20 protein-coding genes are annotated in these 18130 nt (G+C 27.8%); 13 read left to right on the top strand and 7 right to left on the bottom strand.

Annotated elements, in window-relative coordinates:
• Positions 1-3 precede the first annotated feature (3 nt).
• From fabZ to lpxB, 5 genes are read left to right on the top strand one after another with little or no spacing between them, the layout of a single operon-like run.
• Positions 4-453, top strand: a complete 450-nt coding sequence (gene fabZ, locus VP91_RS06225; RefSeq protein ID WP_169036586.1) for a 3-hydroxyacyl-ACP dehydratase FabZ — start codon at positions 4-6, stop codon at positions 451-453.
• Between the two features lie 55 nt (positions 454-508).
• Positions 509-1489, top strand: a complete 981-nt coding sequence (gene lpxD, locus VP91_RS06220; protein WP_169036585.1) for a UDP-3-O-(3-hydroxymyristoyl)glucosamine N-acyltransferase — start codon at positions 509-511, stop codon at positions 1487-1489.
• Positions 1489-2274, top strand: a complete 786-nt coding sequence (lpxA, locus tag VP91_RS06215; protein WP_169036584.1) for an acyl-ACP--UDP-N-acetylglucosamine O-acyltransferase — start codon at positions 1489-1491, stop codon at positions 2272-2274. Before lpxD ends, lpxA begins: the two co-directional genes overlap by 1 nt.
• Positions 2274-3071, top strand: a complete 798-nt coding sequence (locus VP91_RS06210) for an LpxI family protein (protein ID WP_169036583.1) — start codon at positions 2274-2276, stop codon at positions 3069-3071. Before lpxA ends, VP91_RS06210 begins: the two co-directional genes overlap by 1 nt.
• Positions 3068-4198, top strand: a complete 1131-nt coding sequence (gene lpxB / locus VP91_RS06205; RefSeq protein WP_169036582.1) for a lipid-A-disaccharide synthase — start codon at positions 3068-3070, stop codon at positions 4196-4198. Before VP91_RS06210 ends, lpxB begins: the two co-directional genes overlap by 4 nt.
• Before the next feature lie 3 nt (positions 4199-4201).
• Here the strand turns inward: lpxB and gltX are convergent, their stop codons facing one another.
• The 7 genes from gltX to VP91_RS06170 all read right to left on the bottom strand — a co-directional run bounded on the left by gltX (position 4202) and on the right by VP91_RS06170 (position 11608).
• Positions 4202-5596, bottom strand: a complete 1395-nt coding sequence (gltX, locus tag VP91_RS06200; RefSeq protein WP_169036581.1) for a glutamate--tRNA ligase — start codon at positions 5594-5596, stop codon at positions 4202-4204.
• A 22-nt stretch (positions 5597-5618) separates the two neighbouring features.
• The gene (lexA, locus tag VP91_RS06195; protein WP_169036580.1) at positions 5619-6296 is read right to left on the bottom strand and encodes a transcriptional repressor LexA; all 678 of its coding nucleotides are present in this window, start codon (positions 6294-6296) and stop codon (positions 5619-5621) included.
• A gap of 88 nt (positions 6297-6384) precedes the next feature.
• Positions 6385-7176: an indole-3-glycerol phosphate synthase TrpC gene (locus VP91_RS06190; RefSeq protein ID WP_169036579.1), complete on the bottom strand. Its 792-nt coding sequence runs from the start codon at positions 7174-7176 to the stop codon at positions 6385-6387.
• The gene (gene trpD / locus VP91_RS06185) at positions 7169-8161 is read right to left on the bottom strand and encodes an anthranilate phosphoribosyltransferase (RefSeq protein ID WP_169036578.1); all 993 of its coding nucleotides are present in this window, start codon (positions 8159-8161) and stop codon (positions 7169-7171) included. Before trpD ends, VP91_RS06190 begins: the two co-directional genes overlap by 8 nt.
• A complete protein-coding gene (locus tag VP91_RS06180) occupies positions 8161-8733 on the bottom strand; it encodes an anthranilate synthase component II (protein ID WP_169036577.1) in 573 nt (190 codons plus the stop codon). Before VP91_RS06180 ends, trpD begins: the two co-directional genes overlap by 1 nt.
• Positions 8733-10187 carry an anthranilate synthase component I gene (gene trpE, locus VP91_RS06175; protein WP_169036576.1) on the bottom strand — a complete coding sequence of 485 codons (1455 nt, stop codon included), beginning with the start codon at positions 10185-10187 and terminating at the stop codon, positions 8733-8735. Before trpE ends, VP91_RS06180 begins: the two co-directional genes overlap by 1 nt.
• A complete protein-coding gene (locus VP91_RS06170) occupies positions 10187-11608 on the bottom strand; it encodes a SurA N-terminal domain-containing protein (protein WP_169036575.1) in 1422 nt (473 codons plus the stop codon). Before VP91_RS06170 ends, trpE begins: the two co-directional genes overlap by 1 nt.
• A gap of 56 nt (positions 11609-11664) precedes the next feature.
• On the opposite strand from VP91_RS06170, the gene VP91_RS06165 reads away from it, so the two are divergent.
• From VP91_RS06165 to VP91_RS06130, 8 genes are read left to right on the top strand one after another with little or no spacing between them, the layout of a single operon-like run.
• Positions 11665-12405, top strand: a complete 741-nt coding sequence (locus VP91_RS06165) for a triose-phosphate isomerase (protein ID WP_169036574.1) — start codon at positions 11665-11667, stop codon at positions 12403-12405.
• Positions 12406-12410: 5 nt separating this feature from the next.
• On the top strand, positions 12411-12707 hold the full coding sequence (gene secG, locus VP91_RS06160; protein ID WP_169036573.1) for a preprotein translocase subunit SecG: 297 nt from the start codon (positions 12411-12413) through the stop codon (positions 12705-12707).
• Between the two features lie 47 nt (positions 12708-12754).
• A complete protein-coding gene (locus VP91_RS06155) occupies positions 12755-14371 on the top strand; it encodes a CTP synthase (RefSeq protein WP_169036572.1) in 1617 nt (538 codons plus the stop codon).
• Positions 14368-15195 carry a 3-deoxy-8-phosphooctulonate synthase gene (kdsA, locus tag VP91_RS06150; RefSeq protein WP_169036571.1) on the top strand — a complete coding sequence of 276 codons (828 nt, stop codon included), beginning with the start codon at positions 14368-14370 and terminating at the stop codon, positions 15193-15195. Before VP91_RS06155 ends, kdsA begins: the two co-directional genes overlap by 4 nt.
• Positions 15192-16448, top strand: a complete 1257-nt coding sequence (gene eno / locus VP91_RS06145) for a phosphopyruvate hydratase (RefSeq protein WP_169036570.1) — start codon at positions 15192-15194, stop codon at positions 16446-16448. Before kdsA ends, eno begins: the two co-directional genes overlap by 4 nt.
• The gene (locus VP91_RS06140; RefSeq protein ID WP_169036569.1) at positions 16448-16750 is read left to right on the top strand and encodes an FtsB family cell division protein; all 303 of its coding nucleotides are present in this window, start codon (positions 16448-16450) and stop codon (positions 16748-16750) included. Before eno ends, VP91_RS06140 begins: the two co-directional genes overlap by 1 nt.
• Positions 16740-17684 (top strand): lipoyl synthase, encoded by a 945-nt coding sequence (gene lipA / locus VP91_RS06135; RefSeq protein ID WP_169036568.1) that lies wholly within the window; start codon positions 16740-16742, stop codon positions 17682-17684. Before VP91_RS06140 ends, lipA begins: the two co-directional genes overlap by 11 nt.
• The gene (locus tag VP91_RS06130; protein ID WP_169036567.1) at positions 17665-18114 is read left to right on the top strand and encodes a type II toxin-antitoxin system RatA family toxin; all 450 of its coding nucleotides are present in this window, start codon (positions 17665-17667) and stop codon (positions 18112-18114) included. The genes lipA and VP91_RS06130 overlap by 20 nt, the downstream gene beginning before the upstream one ends.
• Positions 18115-18130 lie beyond the last annotated feature (16 nt).

Below are 18130 nucleotides of genomic sequence, written 5' to 3'. Positions count from 1 at the left end.
TTTATGAAAAATAGTTTAAACAGAGAGGAAATTATCAAGTTACTCCCTCATAGAGATCCAATGCTTTTAATAGATGAAATTCTTAATATTAAAAGATTATTCTCAGCAAAAGCCGTTGTTAATGTTAAAAAAACAAGTTTCTTTGTCCAAGGTCACTTTCCTGGGAATCCTGTTATGCCAGGTGTTTTAATAGTTGAAGCCTTTGGTCAAGCAGCCGCAGCGCTAACTGCACATGGCCTAGATAAATCAACCTATGACAATAAATTAGTTTTTTTAATGGGAATAGAAAAAGCTCGTTTTAGAAACCCAGTAATACCAGATTGTAGACTGGAACTAGATATCGAAGCGACAAGATCTCATGGAAGAGTTTGGAAGTATAAAGGTGAAGCATTTGTAGATGGAAAAAAAATGGCTGATGCTCAATGGTCTGCAACTATCGTTGATAGAAAATAATTAGTAACAATTCTTGATAAGTAATTGATATAATTTTTGATAAAAGTTTTTATCAATGAAAAATCCTTTTTTAAAAAATAATGGTCCTTTTGAAATTAATAAACTTTTATTGCTATCCAAAATAAAAAATGAATGTAATTTTAAAAAATTAAAAGTTACTGACATAAAAGATTTAGCATCAGCCAATAATACTGAAATTACATTTTTCCATTCTAAAAAATATGAGTACACAGCTTCAAAAACCAAAGCTTTATTCTGTATTACAACAAGCAACCTTTCTGAAATATTACCTAGTAGTTGTAACGCTATTATTGTTGAAAATGTTTTAATCAATACAGCTATAATTACTAAAATATTTTATCCTAACTCTATTACGGATGATTTTGACTTTGACGTTAAAGAAATAGAAAAAACTTTGTTCAAAAAAAAAGTAAGATTTGGTAAAAATGTTTTAATAGGAAAAAACGTAAAGATTGGCAAAAATTGTTTGCTAGGCCATAATACAATTATAGAAAGCAATGTTGAAATTGGTAATAGTTGTTCAATTGGTTCAAATGTTATTATTAGAAATACAATTATAAAAAATGATGTACATGTTTTAGATGGCTGTGTAATTGGAAAAAAAGGATTTGGTTTTTTTCCAAAAAAAGACAAAAATATTAGATACCCACACATTGGAATGGTAATTATCAATGATAATGTAGAAATTGGTTGTAATGCCACAATCGATAGAGGATCAATGTCTAATACAGTGATCGGAACAAATACTTATTTAGATAATCAAATTCATATTGCACATAATAATGTAATAGGAAATAATTGTATTATTGCAGGTCAAGTTGGTTTTGCTGGTAGCTCCATTTTAGGAGACAATGTTATGATAGGTGGTCAAGCTGGAATTTCTGGTCATTTAAAAATAGGAAATAATGTTCAAATAGCTGGTGGTAGTGGTGTAATAAAAAGTATTCCAGATAACTCAAGAGTGATGGGATATCCAGCCAAAGATTTAAAAAATTTTATTAAAATGAATAAATAATGATTCATAAAACTGCAATCATAGATTCGAAAGCAAAAATTTCATCAAATGTTAAAGTTGGTCCTTACTCTGTAATAGGACCAGATGTTGAAATCGATGAGGAAGTTATAATACAATCACATGTTACAATCACTGGGCTAACTAAAATAGGTAAAAAAAATATATTTTATCCCATGTCTTCAATAGGTAGTGATCCGCAAGATTTAAAATATAATGGTGAAAAAACAAGTCTAATAATAGGCAGTGGTAACACTATAAGAGAACATGTCACTATTAACACTGGTACAATACAGGGTGGAGGAATAACAAAAGTTGGCAATAATAATTTAATTATGATTGGTGCCCATATAGCTCATGACTGTATAGTTGGTAACAATATTGTTATGGCCAATGACTCTGCGATAGCTGGACATGCTATTATAGATGATTTTGTAATAATCGGCGCAAAATGTGGGATTCAACAATTCGTTAGAATTGGCAAACTAGCGATGATAGGCGGTATGACAGGTGTTTCTCGAGATGTGATACCTTACGGTGTGTCCACAGGAAATCGAAATTTTTTGAATGGTATAAATATTGTTGGCTTAAGAAGAAGTAAAACTCAAAATAAAGACATAATTATACTAACAGAAGCTTATAAAGAAATTTTTAAAACAGAAAGTTTAAATAATAATTTAAATAATTTAAAGAATGAATATAAAGATAATTATTTAGTTGAAGATGTAATAAAATTTATTAATAAAGATAAAAAAAGACCAATTTGTACACCATATAGTGAACAATAATGATAGGCTTACTCTTTGGAGATACTGACTTTCCAAAACAAATATTAAAAAAAATTAAGAAGAATAAAATACAATATTTAATCATTGATTTTTCTAAAAATAATTTTTTTAAAAAAGATCCATATTCAATATCAATTGGTATTGGTCAATTAGGTAAAATTTTTGAGACATTAAAAAAAAATAAATGTAAACAAGTTCTGTTTGCTGGAAAAATTAACAAACCCAAGTTCTCATCATTAAAGATGGATCTAAAAGGTATTTATTATTTGCCTAGAATCATTAAAGCAGCCAAACTTGGAGATGCCGCCATTTTAAAAAGTATAATTAGCATTTTAAGTAAAGAAAAAATTAAAGTTATGAGTTCAATTTTTTATAATCCTGAGTTAGCATTATCAAGAGGAACTTACACAAAAGTTAAACCAAATAAAGAGGATCTTATATCGGTAAGTAAAGGCATTAAATCACTTGATAAGTTAAATCCCCATGATCATATCCAAGCGATAGTTGTAAAAGGAAGTAGTATTATTTCTAAAGAAACATCTAAAGGAACAAAAAAAATGCTCGAGTTAATAGACAAAAATAAAAATATAAAAACTAAAACTATATTAATTAAATTCCCCAAAAAAAATCAAGACTTAAGACTTGATTTACCAACTATAGGTTTTGATACACTTAAAGACTGTAAAAAAGCTGGTATAAAAGGAATTGTTTTAAAATCGAAAAAAAATATTTTTATGGATAAAAATAAAAGCATAAGTTTTGCTAATAAGAACAAAATATTTATCAAAGTTTTATGAAAAAGATTTTTATACTTACTGGAGAACCATCTGGAGACAAGTTAGCATCAACTGTTATATCGAAACTAAAACAAACGAACCCTGAAGTTAAATATTTATGTGTTGGAGGACATAATTTAGAATCTCTTGGAATTAAGTCTATTTATGATCTTAACCAAATTACATATATTGGTTTTACTAGTGTTTTACTTAACATTTTTAAAATTAGAAAAAGGATCAATAAAACTGTTGAAGAAGTTATAAAATTTAATCCAGATGTATTATTTAGTGTTGATAGCCCTGATTTTACTCTTAGAGTTGCTGAAAGAGTAAAAAAGATTAATAAAAATATTAAAACCATCCATTATGTAGCACCTCAGGTTTGGATATGGCGTGAGGGAAGAGTTAAAAAGTTTAAAAAATTTATAGACCATATGCTGCTCCTATTTTATTTTGAAAAAAAATATTTTGATAAAGAAAATATTCTAAATACTTTTGTCGGTCATCCATTGCTTGAACTTAATAAAAGGTCTAAAATAAACTTATCTACTTTAATTGATAAAAATAAAAAAATTATATCTATATTCCCTGGAAGTAGAGACTCTGAAATTAATGTCCTCTTACCAATTCTAAGTGATTTTATTGAATTAATGAATGAAAAATTTAACAATTATATTTTTATTTTTCACGCTACGGAGAAAAATAAAGAAAAAATAGTTAGTTTTTTAAAAAATAGTTCTTTAAATAATTTTCAAGTAATTTCTGATGATAATATTAAATCTCAAATTTTATCAAACTCTATATTTGCTGTTGCTAAATCAGGTACAGTTACGCTTGAAATCTGTAATGCTAATGTTCCATCAATTATCATTTATAAAATTAATATAATTAATTTTTTTATTATGAAATTTTTAATTAAGATCCGTTACGCTAATATTATTAATATTATTAATAATAGAGAGATAATACCTGAACTTTTACAAGGTGAATGTAACGCTAAAGAAATATTCAATTCTGTAGTATATTTTTTAAATAATCCTGAACTAATTAGATCTCAATTAGATATTGTTAGTAAAACTCTTGATAATATCAAATCTAAAACTTCTTCATCAGAGAAATCTGCAATAATCTTATCGCAGTATCTTTAATTTTTAAACTATCTTATTCAATCTTTTCTGTGTCTCATCTTTTCCCAATGATATAATTATATCATAAATACCAGGTCCAAATTTTGAGCCAGTCAATGCTATCCTTAAAGGTTGACCAACACCTTTAAAGTTAGTCTTGTATGATTCTATTAGATTGTTAATAACTGGTTCTAATGTAACCCTATTTAAATCCTTAATTGCAGAAATTTCTTTAGAAAAATCAGATATAATTTTTTTTGCATTACTATCAATAAGTTTAAAGTCTTCTTGATTTTGATCAATTTCATCAAAAATAATATACTTAGAGTTATTATGAATATCTTCTAGCGTCTTAGCTTTATTCTTTAAAAATGTTAAAGAAGATTTTATTTTTTCTCTTTTAGTATTCTCAATTTTATGTTTAAAAAGTTCACAGTATTTTAGCAATTGTTGATAAAGATCATTTTCATCAATTGTTTTAATATAGTGTTCATTCATTGAGAGAATACGACTCATATCTAATTTAGAAGGTGACTTTCCAATTCCTTTTAGATTAAAGTATTTGATACTTTCTTCTAATGTAAATATTTCTTTATCCTCATATGACCAACCAAGTCTAAGTAAATAATTTCTTAGGGCATCAGGCATAATTCCAATTTTGGAATAATCATCTAATGTTGATGCGTTATCTCTTTTTGATAATTTTTTACCCTCAATAGTATGAATAAGAGGTATATGTGCAAATTGTGGTAAATCCCATTTCATAGCAATGTATATTTGGATTTGTTTGAAAGTATTTATTTTGTGATCGTCTCCCCTAATGATATGAGTCATACTCATTTGATGATCATCAACTGTTGCAGATAGATTATATGTCGGTGTACCGTCGTTTCTTAAAATTATAAAATCTTCAATTGTGCTATTCTCTATTTCAACATCTCCCTGAACCAAATCTTTTAAAATAGAAGTCCCATCAATTTTACTTTTAAATCTAATTACAGGTTTTATATTTTTTGGAGCAACTGCTTCTGTAAGGTCTCTCCATTTTCTGTTATATATATAAGGGAGTTTTTTTTGTCTGGCTCTTTTTTTCTGTTCTTCAATTTCTTCACTTGAGCAATAGCACTTATAAGCATGATTATTTTTAAGCAATTCATTTACAATATTTACATGGTCATTTATTTTTTTTGATTGAATATATTCATCACCATCATGCTCTATACCAATCCACTTTAAAGATTTAATAATTTGAAATTTATATTCATCTTTAGATCTTTCTATATCTGTGTCTTCAATTCTTAAGTGAAAAGTTCCTTTTTGGTTCTTAGAATATAGCCAATTAAATAAAGCTGTTCTAACACCTCCTATATGTAAAGCCCCAGTTGGTGAGGGAGCAAATCTTGTTGCTACTTTAGACATTCGAAATGTTTAGACTATTTTCTTAGAAGTTTCTATATAAAGATACTAAAACACCCTGAACTTTAACTCTGTCAGGACCAAATATTTTAGTCTCATAATTTCTATTTGCACTCTCAAGCGCAACTGTTTTGCCTTTTCTTCTAATTCTTTTTAGCATTGCCTCATGTTCATCAATTAGGGCTACTACAATTTTACCATTATCAGCAGTGTCAGATCTTTTGATTATGACAGTATCTCCTTCATTAATTCCAGCCTCAATCATTGAGTCGCCTTGGACTTTAAGACCGAAGTATTGGCCATTTTTTTCAAGATTACTTGGAAGAGGTATTCTAGCAACTTCGTTTTGAATAGCTTCTACAGGCGTTCCTGCTGCAATTTTACCCAGCACCGGTATTTCCATTTCATCTATTTTAGTCTCTTCAGTATCCAATCCACCTTTAATGACACTTGGTGAAAAGCTGTTATAAATATCGTTTGCCGAAGCTGTTTCTGGAAGTTTAATAACCTCTAAAGCTCTTGCTTTGTGAGCTAACCTTCTAATAAAGCCTCTTTCTTCTAAAGCACTAATTAGTCTGTGAATTCCAGATTTAGATTTTAAATTAAGTGAATCTTTCATTTCCTCATAAGAAGGAGAAACCCCAGAAGCTCTTAACTTTTTGTTAATAAATAAAAGTAGGTTTTTTTGTTTTTTAGTTAGCATAAGAACAAATATCGTACAAAGTATGTTCTACAAAAGTTCTCTTGAATAAACAATAGCTAAAAAGTGTTTAAAATAGGGGCTTAATTGACTATAGAACTGAAAAAATTGAATTATTATCCAAGTTTTTTAAAAGTGATTCACCAATTAAAAAAGTTTTAATTTTAGTTTTATCTTTTAAGGATAGAAGTTCATCTTTTGTTTTAATTCCACTTTCTGAAATTAAAGGACCACCATGACTAATTAAAACATTATGGATATCATAAGTTGTATTTATATCTGTCTTAAGAGTTTTAAGGTTTCTGTTATTTATTCCAATTAAGGACTCTTTAAAGTTAAGTGCTTTCTTGGCTTCATTAACAGTGTGTACTTCAACAATTACAGACATATTAAGTTTTAGTGCTTCTTCGTATAATTCATTTGCAAGTTTGTCAGTAACCCCAGCTATTATTATTAATATAGCATCAGCACCATAACTTTTCGCAAGATTAACTTGAAATTTATCTATAAAAAAATCTTTACAAAGAACAGGAAGTTTTATTTTTTCTTTTATTTTACTTACGTGAATTAGATTACCTAAAAAAAAATCTTCTTCAGTAAGTATAGACAAACAAGTTGCTTTATTGTCATTGTAAATTTTAGCTATATTTAAAGGGTCATAATTTTCTATTATTATACCAGCAGAAGGACTAGCTTTTTTAATTTCAGCAATTAAAGAAATTTTATTATTATCAATATTTTTTTGTATTTTTTCTTTAAAATCGATAAATGATTTATTTTCATTTATTTTTGAATCTAAAGATTCTAATGAAACTGATTTTTTTAATAAATCGACACGTTCGATTTTCTTTTTAATTATTTTTTCTAAAATATTTTCAGACATTCTGTATATTCTTTATATTTTCAAATGTCTTACCAGATAATATGTGTGATCTTGCTGAGTCATAGGCATCTTTAAATTTTGAATTTTTTTCTGTAACAATAAGTCCTGCTGCAGCATTTAAACAGACAGCCTTTGAGAAATCGTTATCTTCACCTTTAAATATATCAATCATTTTACTTGCATTAAATTTAGCATCATCACCTAATAAATCATCAAAATTATTTGCACCAATATTTAATTCTTTAGGATCTATTATTATTTCTGAAATTTCACCATTTTTTAATTGTACTACGTTTGTTTTTGCATAAGGAGATATTTCATCCATACCATCTTCACTATTTACAATCCAGGCATATTTAATATTCAAATTTCTAAGAGCATCAGCAAAAATTTTTAATAAATTCTTATCAAAAACACCAACAACTTGTCTATCAACAAGGGCAGGGCTACTTAAAGGCCCAATCATGTTGAATATTGTTCTTTTACCTATTTTTTTTCTCGTCGGTCCTACAAATCGCATTGCGCTGTGATAGTTTGGTGCAAACATAAAACCAAAATTATTTTTATTAATTTGTTCTTCAATATCATTCGGTTCTAAATCAATTCTTATATTTAAAGCTTCTAAAACATCCCCAGATCCACATTTAGATGAAACTGCTTTATTACCGTGTTTTGCTACATTGATGCCCATACTAGATAATAATAATGCTGAAGCTGTGGAAATATTTAGTGTGTTCATTCCATCTCCACCCGTGCCACATGTGTCAACGCAATCCTTAACGTTAACTCTTTTAGATTTATTTCTTAATACATAAACACCTCCAGCGATCTCATCAGAAACCTCACCTTTTGCAGATAATAAAGTTAAAAAATCAAATATTTCAATATCTGAAGCTTTACCATCCATTAGTATTTCAAATGCTGCCTTACTCTCATTAAAAGATAAATTTTCTTTATTTCTTAGTTTCTCAAGATATTTTTGCATTAATTTTTATAATTTATAAAATTTTTTAATATTTTCATGCCAATAGTAGTTTTTATACTCTCGGGATGAAATTGAACACCATGAATGTTATATCTTTTATGTTTTACACCCATAATAGTTCCATCTTTTGTTTCAGCACTAATTTCAAGTTCACTGGAAAGTGTTTTTTTATCAATAATTAGACTGTGGTATCTTGTAGCTTCAAATTTAGAAGGAAGATTTTTTAATATACCAATTTTTTTAGATATAATTACACTCGTTTTTCCATGCATTAGTTTTTTGGCTTGAATAATCTTTGAACCAAATACTTGTCCAATAATTTGATGACCTAAACAAACACCTAATATTGGAATTTTTTTGTATAAAGATTTTACTATCTTGATGCAATTTCCTGATTGATTTGGATTACCCGGGCCTGGTGAAATAACAATTCTATCATATTTCTTTTTTATTATTTGCTTATCAGTAATTTCATCATTTCTAATTACATCTACGTTAATTCCCAACGAAGATATGTAGTGATATAGGTTAAATGTAAAACTATCGTAGTTATCTATTAATATAATTTTCATTATTTTAGAGCATTCATTAAGGCCTTTGCTTTATTGACTGTTTCTTCGTATTCTTTAATTGGTTTACTATCTGCTACAATGCCTGCGCCTGCTTGGACATAAAATTTTTTATTTTTGGCAACAGCTGTTCTTAATGCAATACATGTATCAAACTCACCGTTTGCTGAAAAATAACCAATACCACCAGCATAAACTTTTCTTCTTGTTGTTTCTAGCTCATCTATTATTTCCATAGCTCGAATTTTGGGCGCACCCGAAACAGTTCCAGCTGGAAAGCCAGCAAGTAATGATTTAAATTTTGAAAATTTTTTATTATAAATCCCAATAACATTGGAAACTATATGCATAACATGTGAGTATTTCTCGATCATAAAACTCTCAGTCACTTTAATACTACCTACTTTAGAAACTTTACCCGCATCATTTCTACCCAAATCAAGTAGCATTAGATGTTCTGAGAGCTCTTTTTTATCTTGCAATAAATCCTTTGCAAAAAAATTATCTTCTTTAGCGTTTTTACCTCTAGGTCTGGTTCCTGCTATTGGTCTAACTGTAATTTTATTATCTCTTAATCTAACTAAGATTTCTGGACTAGCTCCTATTATTTGAAAATCATCAAAATTAAAAAAATACATAAATGGTGAAGGATTAGTAACTCTTAATTTTTTATAAATCTCTAGTGGTTTCTTAGATAATTTAGCTTCAAATCGTTGGCTCAAAACAACTTGAAAAATATCTCCAATCTTAATGTATTTTTTGGCTTTATCGACCATTTTCAAAAATTTGTTTTTTGATGTGTTAGATTTAATTTTAATACTAGTTTTTGTACTATTGTAAAAATTATTTTTTATTAATGAAGCTTGGATTAGTAGATCATTAATTTCACTGCCAATTTCTAAATATCTTCTTTTATAATTTGAAATTTTTTCATCTTTAAAGATATTTATAATATAAAATATTTTTTTTTTAAAATTATCATGAATAATTAGTGTTCTTGGTCTCAAGAGTCTCACATCCGGAAGTTTCAAATCATCCTTACATTTATTAGGTATTTTTTCGATGTATCTAATAGAATCATAAGAAAAATAACCTGATATCAACGAACATATTGGAGGTAAATCTTTTGGTGTCTTAAACTTGAAACTTTCTATAATTTTTTCAATAATTTTATCAGGTGTACCTCTAATTTTTTTTCTAGCGTTGTTTGTAATCAGATAAGAGTTTTTATTATTAAACTCCCATATTTTGTCTGGGTTTTTACCAAAAATTGTGTATCTCCCTTTTATTTTTCCTTTTTCTACTGACTCAAAGATAAAACTATTCTTTTCATTAAGAAAATTATCAATCAAATTTAAAACTTCTTGATCACCTTGTACTTTTTGGGATGTGTAAATGATTTGATTTTTGTTTCTTGAGTGTTGAAACTTAAAATCTTTAAAGTTTCGATTTAACATTATCTAAAATAATTTTTCACTCTATCAAGAGTTTTTTCATTAACAATAACTTTGTATTTACTGTTTAACAGAAAATCATAAGATTTTAATATACTATTTCTATTTTCAGCACTAGCTTCATTAGAAATAGCATTAAATTTTTTTGAATTTTGGTCAATACTTATATCTTCATACCTTATTACTTTAGCTACAAATATGTTGTCTTCATTATCAGCAATCATGGTAAATGTATTAATTGGTAGAGAGTATAAAATTTCTACAGAATTATTTTTAAACTTGTTGACATCTTTAATTGAATTTAATTGTATTTTTTCAATTTTACCATTTGCGAGTTTATTAAAGTACTCATCATTGAATTTTTTTTTATCTATTTGATCTAGTATTGATTTGTTAAATTCAAATTTTTTTTCTTGAAATATAAGTTTTTTTATTTGTTTTGCAAATTGATCATCCTTTAAATCTGGCAATTTAGATTTAATATCATCGATATGATAAAAAATAAAAGCTCCATTATCTTCAAGTATTTCAATTTTATCTTTTCTAGAATTATAAATCGTATTCTCTATAGTTTTTTTATTTTCTAAATTAATATAATTTCTTTTTATAATCGGCTTTATAGCAAGTTCATTAATAATAGTTTTAAAATTAATATCTTTAGATATTTTGTTTTCGATTTCATCAATTGAATCAAAAAAGGCCTGATTAAATTCATCAAGACCTATTAAATTTTTTGGTGTTAGTATTACGTAAGAAAAATCTATATAATCTTGTTTTAGTTTTTCTGAATTTTTCTTCATAAAGAGATTCATATCTTGATCAGTAAATTCATTAACTTTTTTATAAAATTTATTTAAATTAATAAAGCTGATATCTAATTTTCTATTATTTTCTTTAAAAAAGCTGTGTACCAAAAAATTAGGTGATTTTGCTCCACCACTTATGTATGTAAATAGTTCTTTTTGCAGAGCATTACTTTTTAATTTCATTTCGTACATTGCTGCACTCATATTATTTGTTAATAGAAATTTTTCATAAAGTGTTCTTTGAAATTTACCATCTTCATCTTGAAAATTTTTATTTTTTTTCAGTCTTTCTGCTAGCATTTCTTTTGATAAAACTAAATTTAAATCCTTAATTTCAAGGTCTAACAAGGTCATTGAAATTAAAGATGACAAAAGTTCTTCAATTACGTTTTTATTAATATTCTCTTTTATTAATTGCTGACTCAAGCCAGATTTATTTAGGTAATCCATAAAGTCTTGAGTAGAGATATTGATATTATTTATTTTAGCTATATTATTTTGATTACCTGTACTAAAACCCCCACCAAATCCACCAAACCCAAAAGCTACTATAATAACAAAAATTAGCAGCAAGCCACCAATCTTTTTTTTTGTAAAATCTTGAAAAGGATTTATCATTGCTTTATTAATTTATTGATCTTTAAAATATCAAGCTATAGATTAAAATTTTCATTATGACAAATAAATATATGTATTTTGTAGCTAATTGGAAAATGTATGGGAATTTATCTTCACTAAATGCATTGGATAAAGTTATTAAATTTTCAAAATCTAAAGAAATAAGAGGAGGTAGATTAATTTATTGTCCTCCAAATACTTTAATAGGTTCTTTTTCAAAAAAATTTAAAGACTGTCAAATTGGTATTGGTGGCCAAAATTGTCATGAAAGTCAAGAGTATGGTGCACACACAGGTTATGTTAATCCACGTATGCTAAAAAATATTGGTGCTCATTTTGTAATTATTGGTCATTCAGAAAATAGAAAAAAAGGTGAAAATGATAGATTAATTAATTTAAAAATAAAAAGTGCTATTGAAGCTAAATTAAAAGTTATTTTTTGTATTGGGGAAACTTTAAGTGAAAAACGAAAAAAAAAAACTTACCTAGTTTTATCTAGACAAATTAAAATTGGTTTAAAAAATATTAAAAATAAATCAAATATTTTTATAGCCTATGAACCTGTTTGGGCTATAGGAAGTGGTCTTATTCCAAAATCACAGGATCTTTTTAGAATAGTAGAATTTATCAAAAGTAAATTTAAAGCCAAATCACCAAAAGTTTTATATGGGGGCTCTGTAAACCCCCAAAACATTATAAACTTAAGAGAAATTAATAATATTAATGGTTTTTTAATTGGCGGAGCATCTCAAAATGCTAAAAAATTTATTGATATAGTCAAAAAAACATATAGTTAGCTCTCATGGAAAATATTTTATTAGTAGTGAACTTGGTACTAGCTACAATACTTGTGCTTTTGGTGCTTGTTCAAAAATCTGAAGGGGGAGCACTTGGTATTGGTGTTTCTCAAGATAATTTTATGCTTTCTAGATCTGCTGGCAATTTTATGAGTAAGGCTACAGCTGTAGTTGCCACTTTATTTATAATTTGTAGCTTAGCTTTAACAATAATATCCAGAGGAGAGTTAACACCCACATCCTCAGTATTAGATGTCATTGAGGAAAAATCTAGTGATACACCCTCAATTCCTGAAAATTAATAATTAATTCTTTCCATTTTTATAAATAATCGCTATAAGATAATTCCATGGCGCGATTTATATTTGTCACCGGCGGCGTGGTATCTTCTTTAGGGAAAGGTCTTTCTTCTGCTTCTTTAGCTTATTTACTTCAATCAAGAGGTTTTAAAGTTCGTTTAAGAAAGTTGGATCCTTATTTAAATGTTGATCCTGGAACAATGAGTCCATTTCAACATGGAGAAGTTTTTGTAACTGATGATGGAGCTGAAACAGATTTAGATTTGGGTCATTACGAAAGATTTTCAGGAATATCTGCAAAAAACTCTGACAACATCACAACAGGAAAAATCTATAGTGACGTCTTAAAAAAAGAACGTAAGGGAGGGTATCTTGGAAAAACAGTTCAGGTTATACCACACATAACAAATCGTATTAAAGAGTTTATAAAAAATGATACATCCAAAGAAGATTTTATAATTTGTGAAATAGGTGGAATAGTAGGTGATATTGAAAGCCTTCCTTTTGTAGAAGCTATAAGACAATTTGCAAATGATGTCGGTAAAAAAAATGCTTTATTTATTCATTTAACTTTAGTTCCATACCTTAGAGCATCAGATGAAATTAAAACAAAACCTACTCAACATTCTGTAAAAGAATTAAGAAGTCTTGGCATACAGCCGGATATAATAATTTGTAGATCTGAAAGATCCATTCCATTAGAGCATAGAAAAAAGATATCCTTGTTTTGTAACGTTAATATTGAAAATGTAATTCAAACAGTAGATGTTAAAACTATCTATGAAGCTCCAATTAGTTTTAATAGAGAAAATTTAGATAAGCAAGTACTTGAATATTTTAAAATTAAATCCAGAAAAAAGGTTAACTTAAACCCTTGGAAAAAAATTATAAAAATTGTTCTTCAAACTAAAAAATCAATCAATATTGCAATAATTGGCAAATATGTTGATCTTAAAGATGCTTATAAATCATTAGATGAAGCACTAGCACATGGTGGAATTCATAATAATTTAAAAGTAAATTTAGTGAGAATAGACTCTGAGAATTTGAAAGTTTCTGAAATTAAAAATAAATTAAAAGGAATTTCCGGAATTTTGATACCTGGTGGTTTTGGTAAAAGAGGAACCGAAGGTAAAATTGCTGCAATTAGATATGCTAGATTAAAAAAAATTCCTTTTTTTGGAATTTGTTTTGGAATGCAAATGGCAATTATAGAATTTGCTAGAAATAAACTAAATATAAAAACTGCCACATCAAGTGAATTTGGAGCAGTGGGAACTCCAATTATTGGTTTAATCACTGAATGGAATAGAGATGGTAAAAAAATAATAGGAACTGACAAAAATCTAGGAGGCACTATGAGACTTGGTCTTTATGAAGCAAAATTAAAAGATAACTCACTAATTAAAAAAATTTATAAATCAAAATTAATTCAAGAAAGACATAGACACAGATATGAAGTAAATATTAATTACATGGATCAATTTGAAAAAAATGACTTAATCTTTTCAGGATTATCACCAGATAACAAATTACCAGAGATTATTGAGTTAAAAAACCACCCTTGGTTTGTTGGAGTTCAATTTCACCCTGAATTTAAATCTAGACCTTTGTCACCACATCCTTTATTCTCATCTTTTATCAAAGCAGCTAAAAATCATAAATGAAAAATATAAAAGTTAATTGTGGAAATATAGAAATTTCAAACAATAATAAGATTTGTATTATTGCTGGTCCATGTCAACTTGAGACCGAGCAACATGCTATGGATATGGCAGGTAAAATTAAAGAAATTACTTCTAAGTTTGATATGGGTTTTATTTATAAAACATCTTTTGATAAAGCTAACAGAACCAGTTTAAAAGGAAAAAGAGGTGCAGGTCTTGAACAATCTTTACCTATTTTTGATAAGATTAAAAAACAATTAAGTGTTCCAATATTAACTGATATACACAATGCTGAACAATGTTCGATAGTAGCTCCTCATGCAGATGTTTTACAAATTCCAGCATTTTTATGCAGACAAACAGATTTATTAATCGCTGCTGCCAAAACAGGAAAAATTATAAACGTCAAAAAAGGTCAATTTCTTGCACCATGGGATATGGTTAATGTTACTAAAAAAATTGCTGACTCTGGTAATAATAATATTTTAGTCACAGAAAGAGGTGCAAGTTTTGGATATAATACATTAGTCTCTGATATGAGATCACTACCTATAATGGCAAAAAATGGGTACCCAGTGATTTTTGATGCTACTCATTCTGTACAACAGCCAGGTGGCTTGGGTGAGACTAGTGGTGGTCAAAGAGAGTTTGTAGAATATCTAGCAAGAGCTGCTGTTGCAGTTGGTGTTGCAGGTGTTTTTATTGAAACACATCAAGACCCAGACAATGCACCATCTGATGGCCCTAATATGGTTCCGTTAGACAAGTTAGAAAAATTATTATCTCAATTATTTGAAATAGATAATTTAATTAAAAATAAATGAGCAAAATATTAAAGGTAAGAGCTCGCCAAGTTTTTGATAGTAGAGGAAACCCAACAGTGGAAGCTGAAGTTTATTCAAAAAATTTAAGCGCATCTGCAATTTGTCCATCGGGAGCTTCAACAGGCACCCATGAAGCATTTGAAAAACGAGACATTAAAAACAAAAAATATTTAGGTAAAAGTGTTTTGAGTGCAGTGAATTTAGTTAATGCTAAAATCTCTAAAAAACTGATAGGTAAAAATATTCATGATCAAACACGCATAGACACTATTTTAATCAATCTCGATGGTACTAGACAAAAAACAAGCTTAGGTGCCAATGCTATTTTAGCTGTATCAATGGCCGCTAAGAAGCTTTCTTCAAAAATTAAGAAAGTGCCTTTATATAAAACTTTCTTATTAAAAAAAAATTATAAATTACCCTATCCATTAATGAACATTATTAATGGTGGAGCACATGCAAATAATGGATTAAGAATTCAAGAATTTATGATTAGACCAGATAAAGCTAAAAGTTTTTCAGAAGCCATGAGAATATGCTTCTTGGTAATAAATAATTTAAGAAATTTGATTATAAAAAGAGGTCTATCAACATCTGTAGGAGATGAAGGTGGCTTCGCTCCAATGATTAGTAGTAATGAGAAAGCTTTAGATTTAATTGTGGCAGCAATCAAAAAATCAGGTTTTAAAAATGGTAAAGAAGTATCAATTTGTTTGGATGTTGCAGCAAATGAATTAATTAAAAAAAATAAATACTCAATTCATTCAAAAAAATTTATTTCAGTAGATAAATCAATTAAAGAATATAAAAAGATAATAAATAAATATAAAATTAAATCAATCGAAGATCCATTTGGAGAAAATGATTGGAAGGCTTGGAATAAGTTAACAAAACATACAAAGAATATACAAATAGTTGGTGACGATCTTTACGTGACTAATTTAGAGAGACTTAAAAAAGGTTTTTTAAATAATTCTTCAAATTCAATATTAATTAAACTTAACCAAATTGGCACAGTATCAGAAACACTTGAGGTTATTAAGTTTGCACAAATTATAGGCTTCAAAACAATAATTTCTCATAGATCTGGAGATAGTGAGGATACCTTTATAGCAGATCTTGCGGTAGGTACTAATTCGAATCAAATAAAAACAGGATCATTAGCCAGATCTGAGCGTGTTGCAAAATACAATCAATTATTACGCATAGAAGAAGAGCTTGGAAAAAAATCTATAATGAATAAGATTCATTAATGCTTGGAAAATTAAGAAAAAATTACTTTTTATTAATCTCAACTTTTTTAATACTTTATTTTTTTTTTAATCTTTTAGATGGTGAAAGAGGCCTTTTTTCTTATTTTAAAAAAAAAGAAATTTTAATAAACTTAGAAGCTGAAGAAGCTAATTTATCCAACAAAATTAAAGATCTTGAATTTAAAAATTCTTTATTAAGCAATAAATTAGACCTAGATTATATTGAGACTTTAATCAGAGGAAAATTTATGTTTGGCAAAGAAGGAGAGACCCTCTATATAATTAATAAAAATGACAATTAAACCAAGACACCCAGAAAAAGTTAACAAACCAATTAATCCTATCAAAAAAAAACCTGATTGGATAAGATCTAAATTATCAAATAGTAAAGAATTCTTCTTAACTAAAACCATTGTTAATCAAAACAATTTAGTAACAGTTTGTCAGGAAGCTAATTGCCCAAATATTACAGAATGTTGGAGTAAACGCCATGCTACTTTTATGATTATGGGCGATACTTGCACAAGAGCCTGTGCCTTCTGTGATGTAAAGACAGGCAAGCCTGAAAATTTAGATCCATTTGAGGCTTATAAAATTTCAAATGCTGTTCACAAACTTAATCTTAACCATGTTGTAATAACTTCTGTTGATAGAGATGATTTAGAAGACGGAGGCTCAAATCATTTTTTTGATGTAATTACAGCTGTAAGAAAAAAAAACCCAGAAACATCAATTGAAGTTTTAACCCCAGATTTTTTAAGAAAGGGTGAATCTTATAAAAAGATTTTAGAAGCTGATTTAGATGTTTTCAATCACAATATTGAAACAGTTCCAAGGCTTTATTTAAAAGTTAGACCAGGTGCAAGATATTTTGGTTCATTAGAACTTTTAAAGAATGTAAAAAAAAATAATAAAAAAGTTTTTACTAAATCAGGGCTAATGGTTGGTTTAGGAGAAAGCAAAGATGAATTAATTCAGGTGATGGATGACTTAAGGTCTGCTGATGTAGATTTTCTAACAATTGGACAATATTTACAACCCTCAGCAAAACACTACCCTCTGGAAAGATATTACCATCCAGATGAATTTAAGGATCTAGAAAATATTGCAAAATCTAAAGGTTTTTTATTAGTTTCATCTTCACCACTAACAAGATCTTCCTATCATGCAGATGAAGACTTTGCTCAATTACAAAAAAATAGATTAAAAAGGTATAATGCCCAAAGCTTCAGTTAAGAGATTAATTGAATGCAATAAAGAACAATTAGTTGATCTTGTTCTGGATATTGAAAGTTACCCCAAATTTATACCTTATTGTTTAGATGCAAAAATTTATGAAAAAAAGGAAGAAAAGAATCTAATCTTAATAATCGCAGATCTTACAATAGGCAAGGGTCCGTTCAAGGCAACCTATAAAAGTGATGTCAGATTCAATAAAGATACAGACACTATTCTAGTAACCAATATTAAGGGACCTCTCAAACATTTGGATAATAAATGGGTTTTTCTTGAAAAAGATAGTTCTACTGAGATATCTTTTGATATTGATTTTGAGATTGAAAATAGATTTTTAAATATTGTAATGGATAAATCTTTTCAGTATGGTTTAGATAAAATAGCTGACTCTTTTCAGAAAAGAGCTAATGATTTATTTAAGGGTAGATAAATCACTAAACAACAAT

This window comes from Candidatus Pelagibacter communis, from assembly GCF_012932795.1.
GTDB lineage: Bacteria > Pseudomonadota > Alphaproteobacteria > Pelagibacterales > Pelagibacteraceae > Pelagibacter > Pelagibacter ubique_S.
The sequence above is the reverse complement of the archived record's forward strand: the minus strand, read 5'-3'. Positions and strand labels throughout refer to the sequence as shown.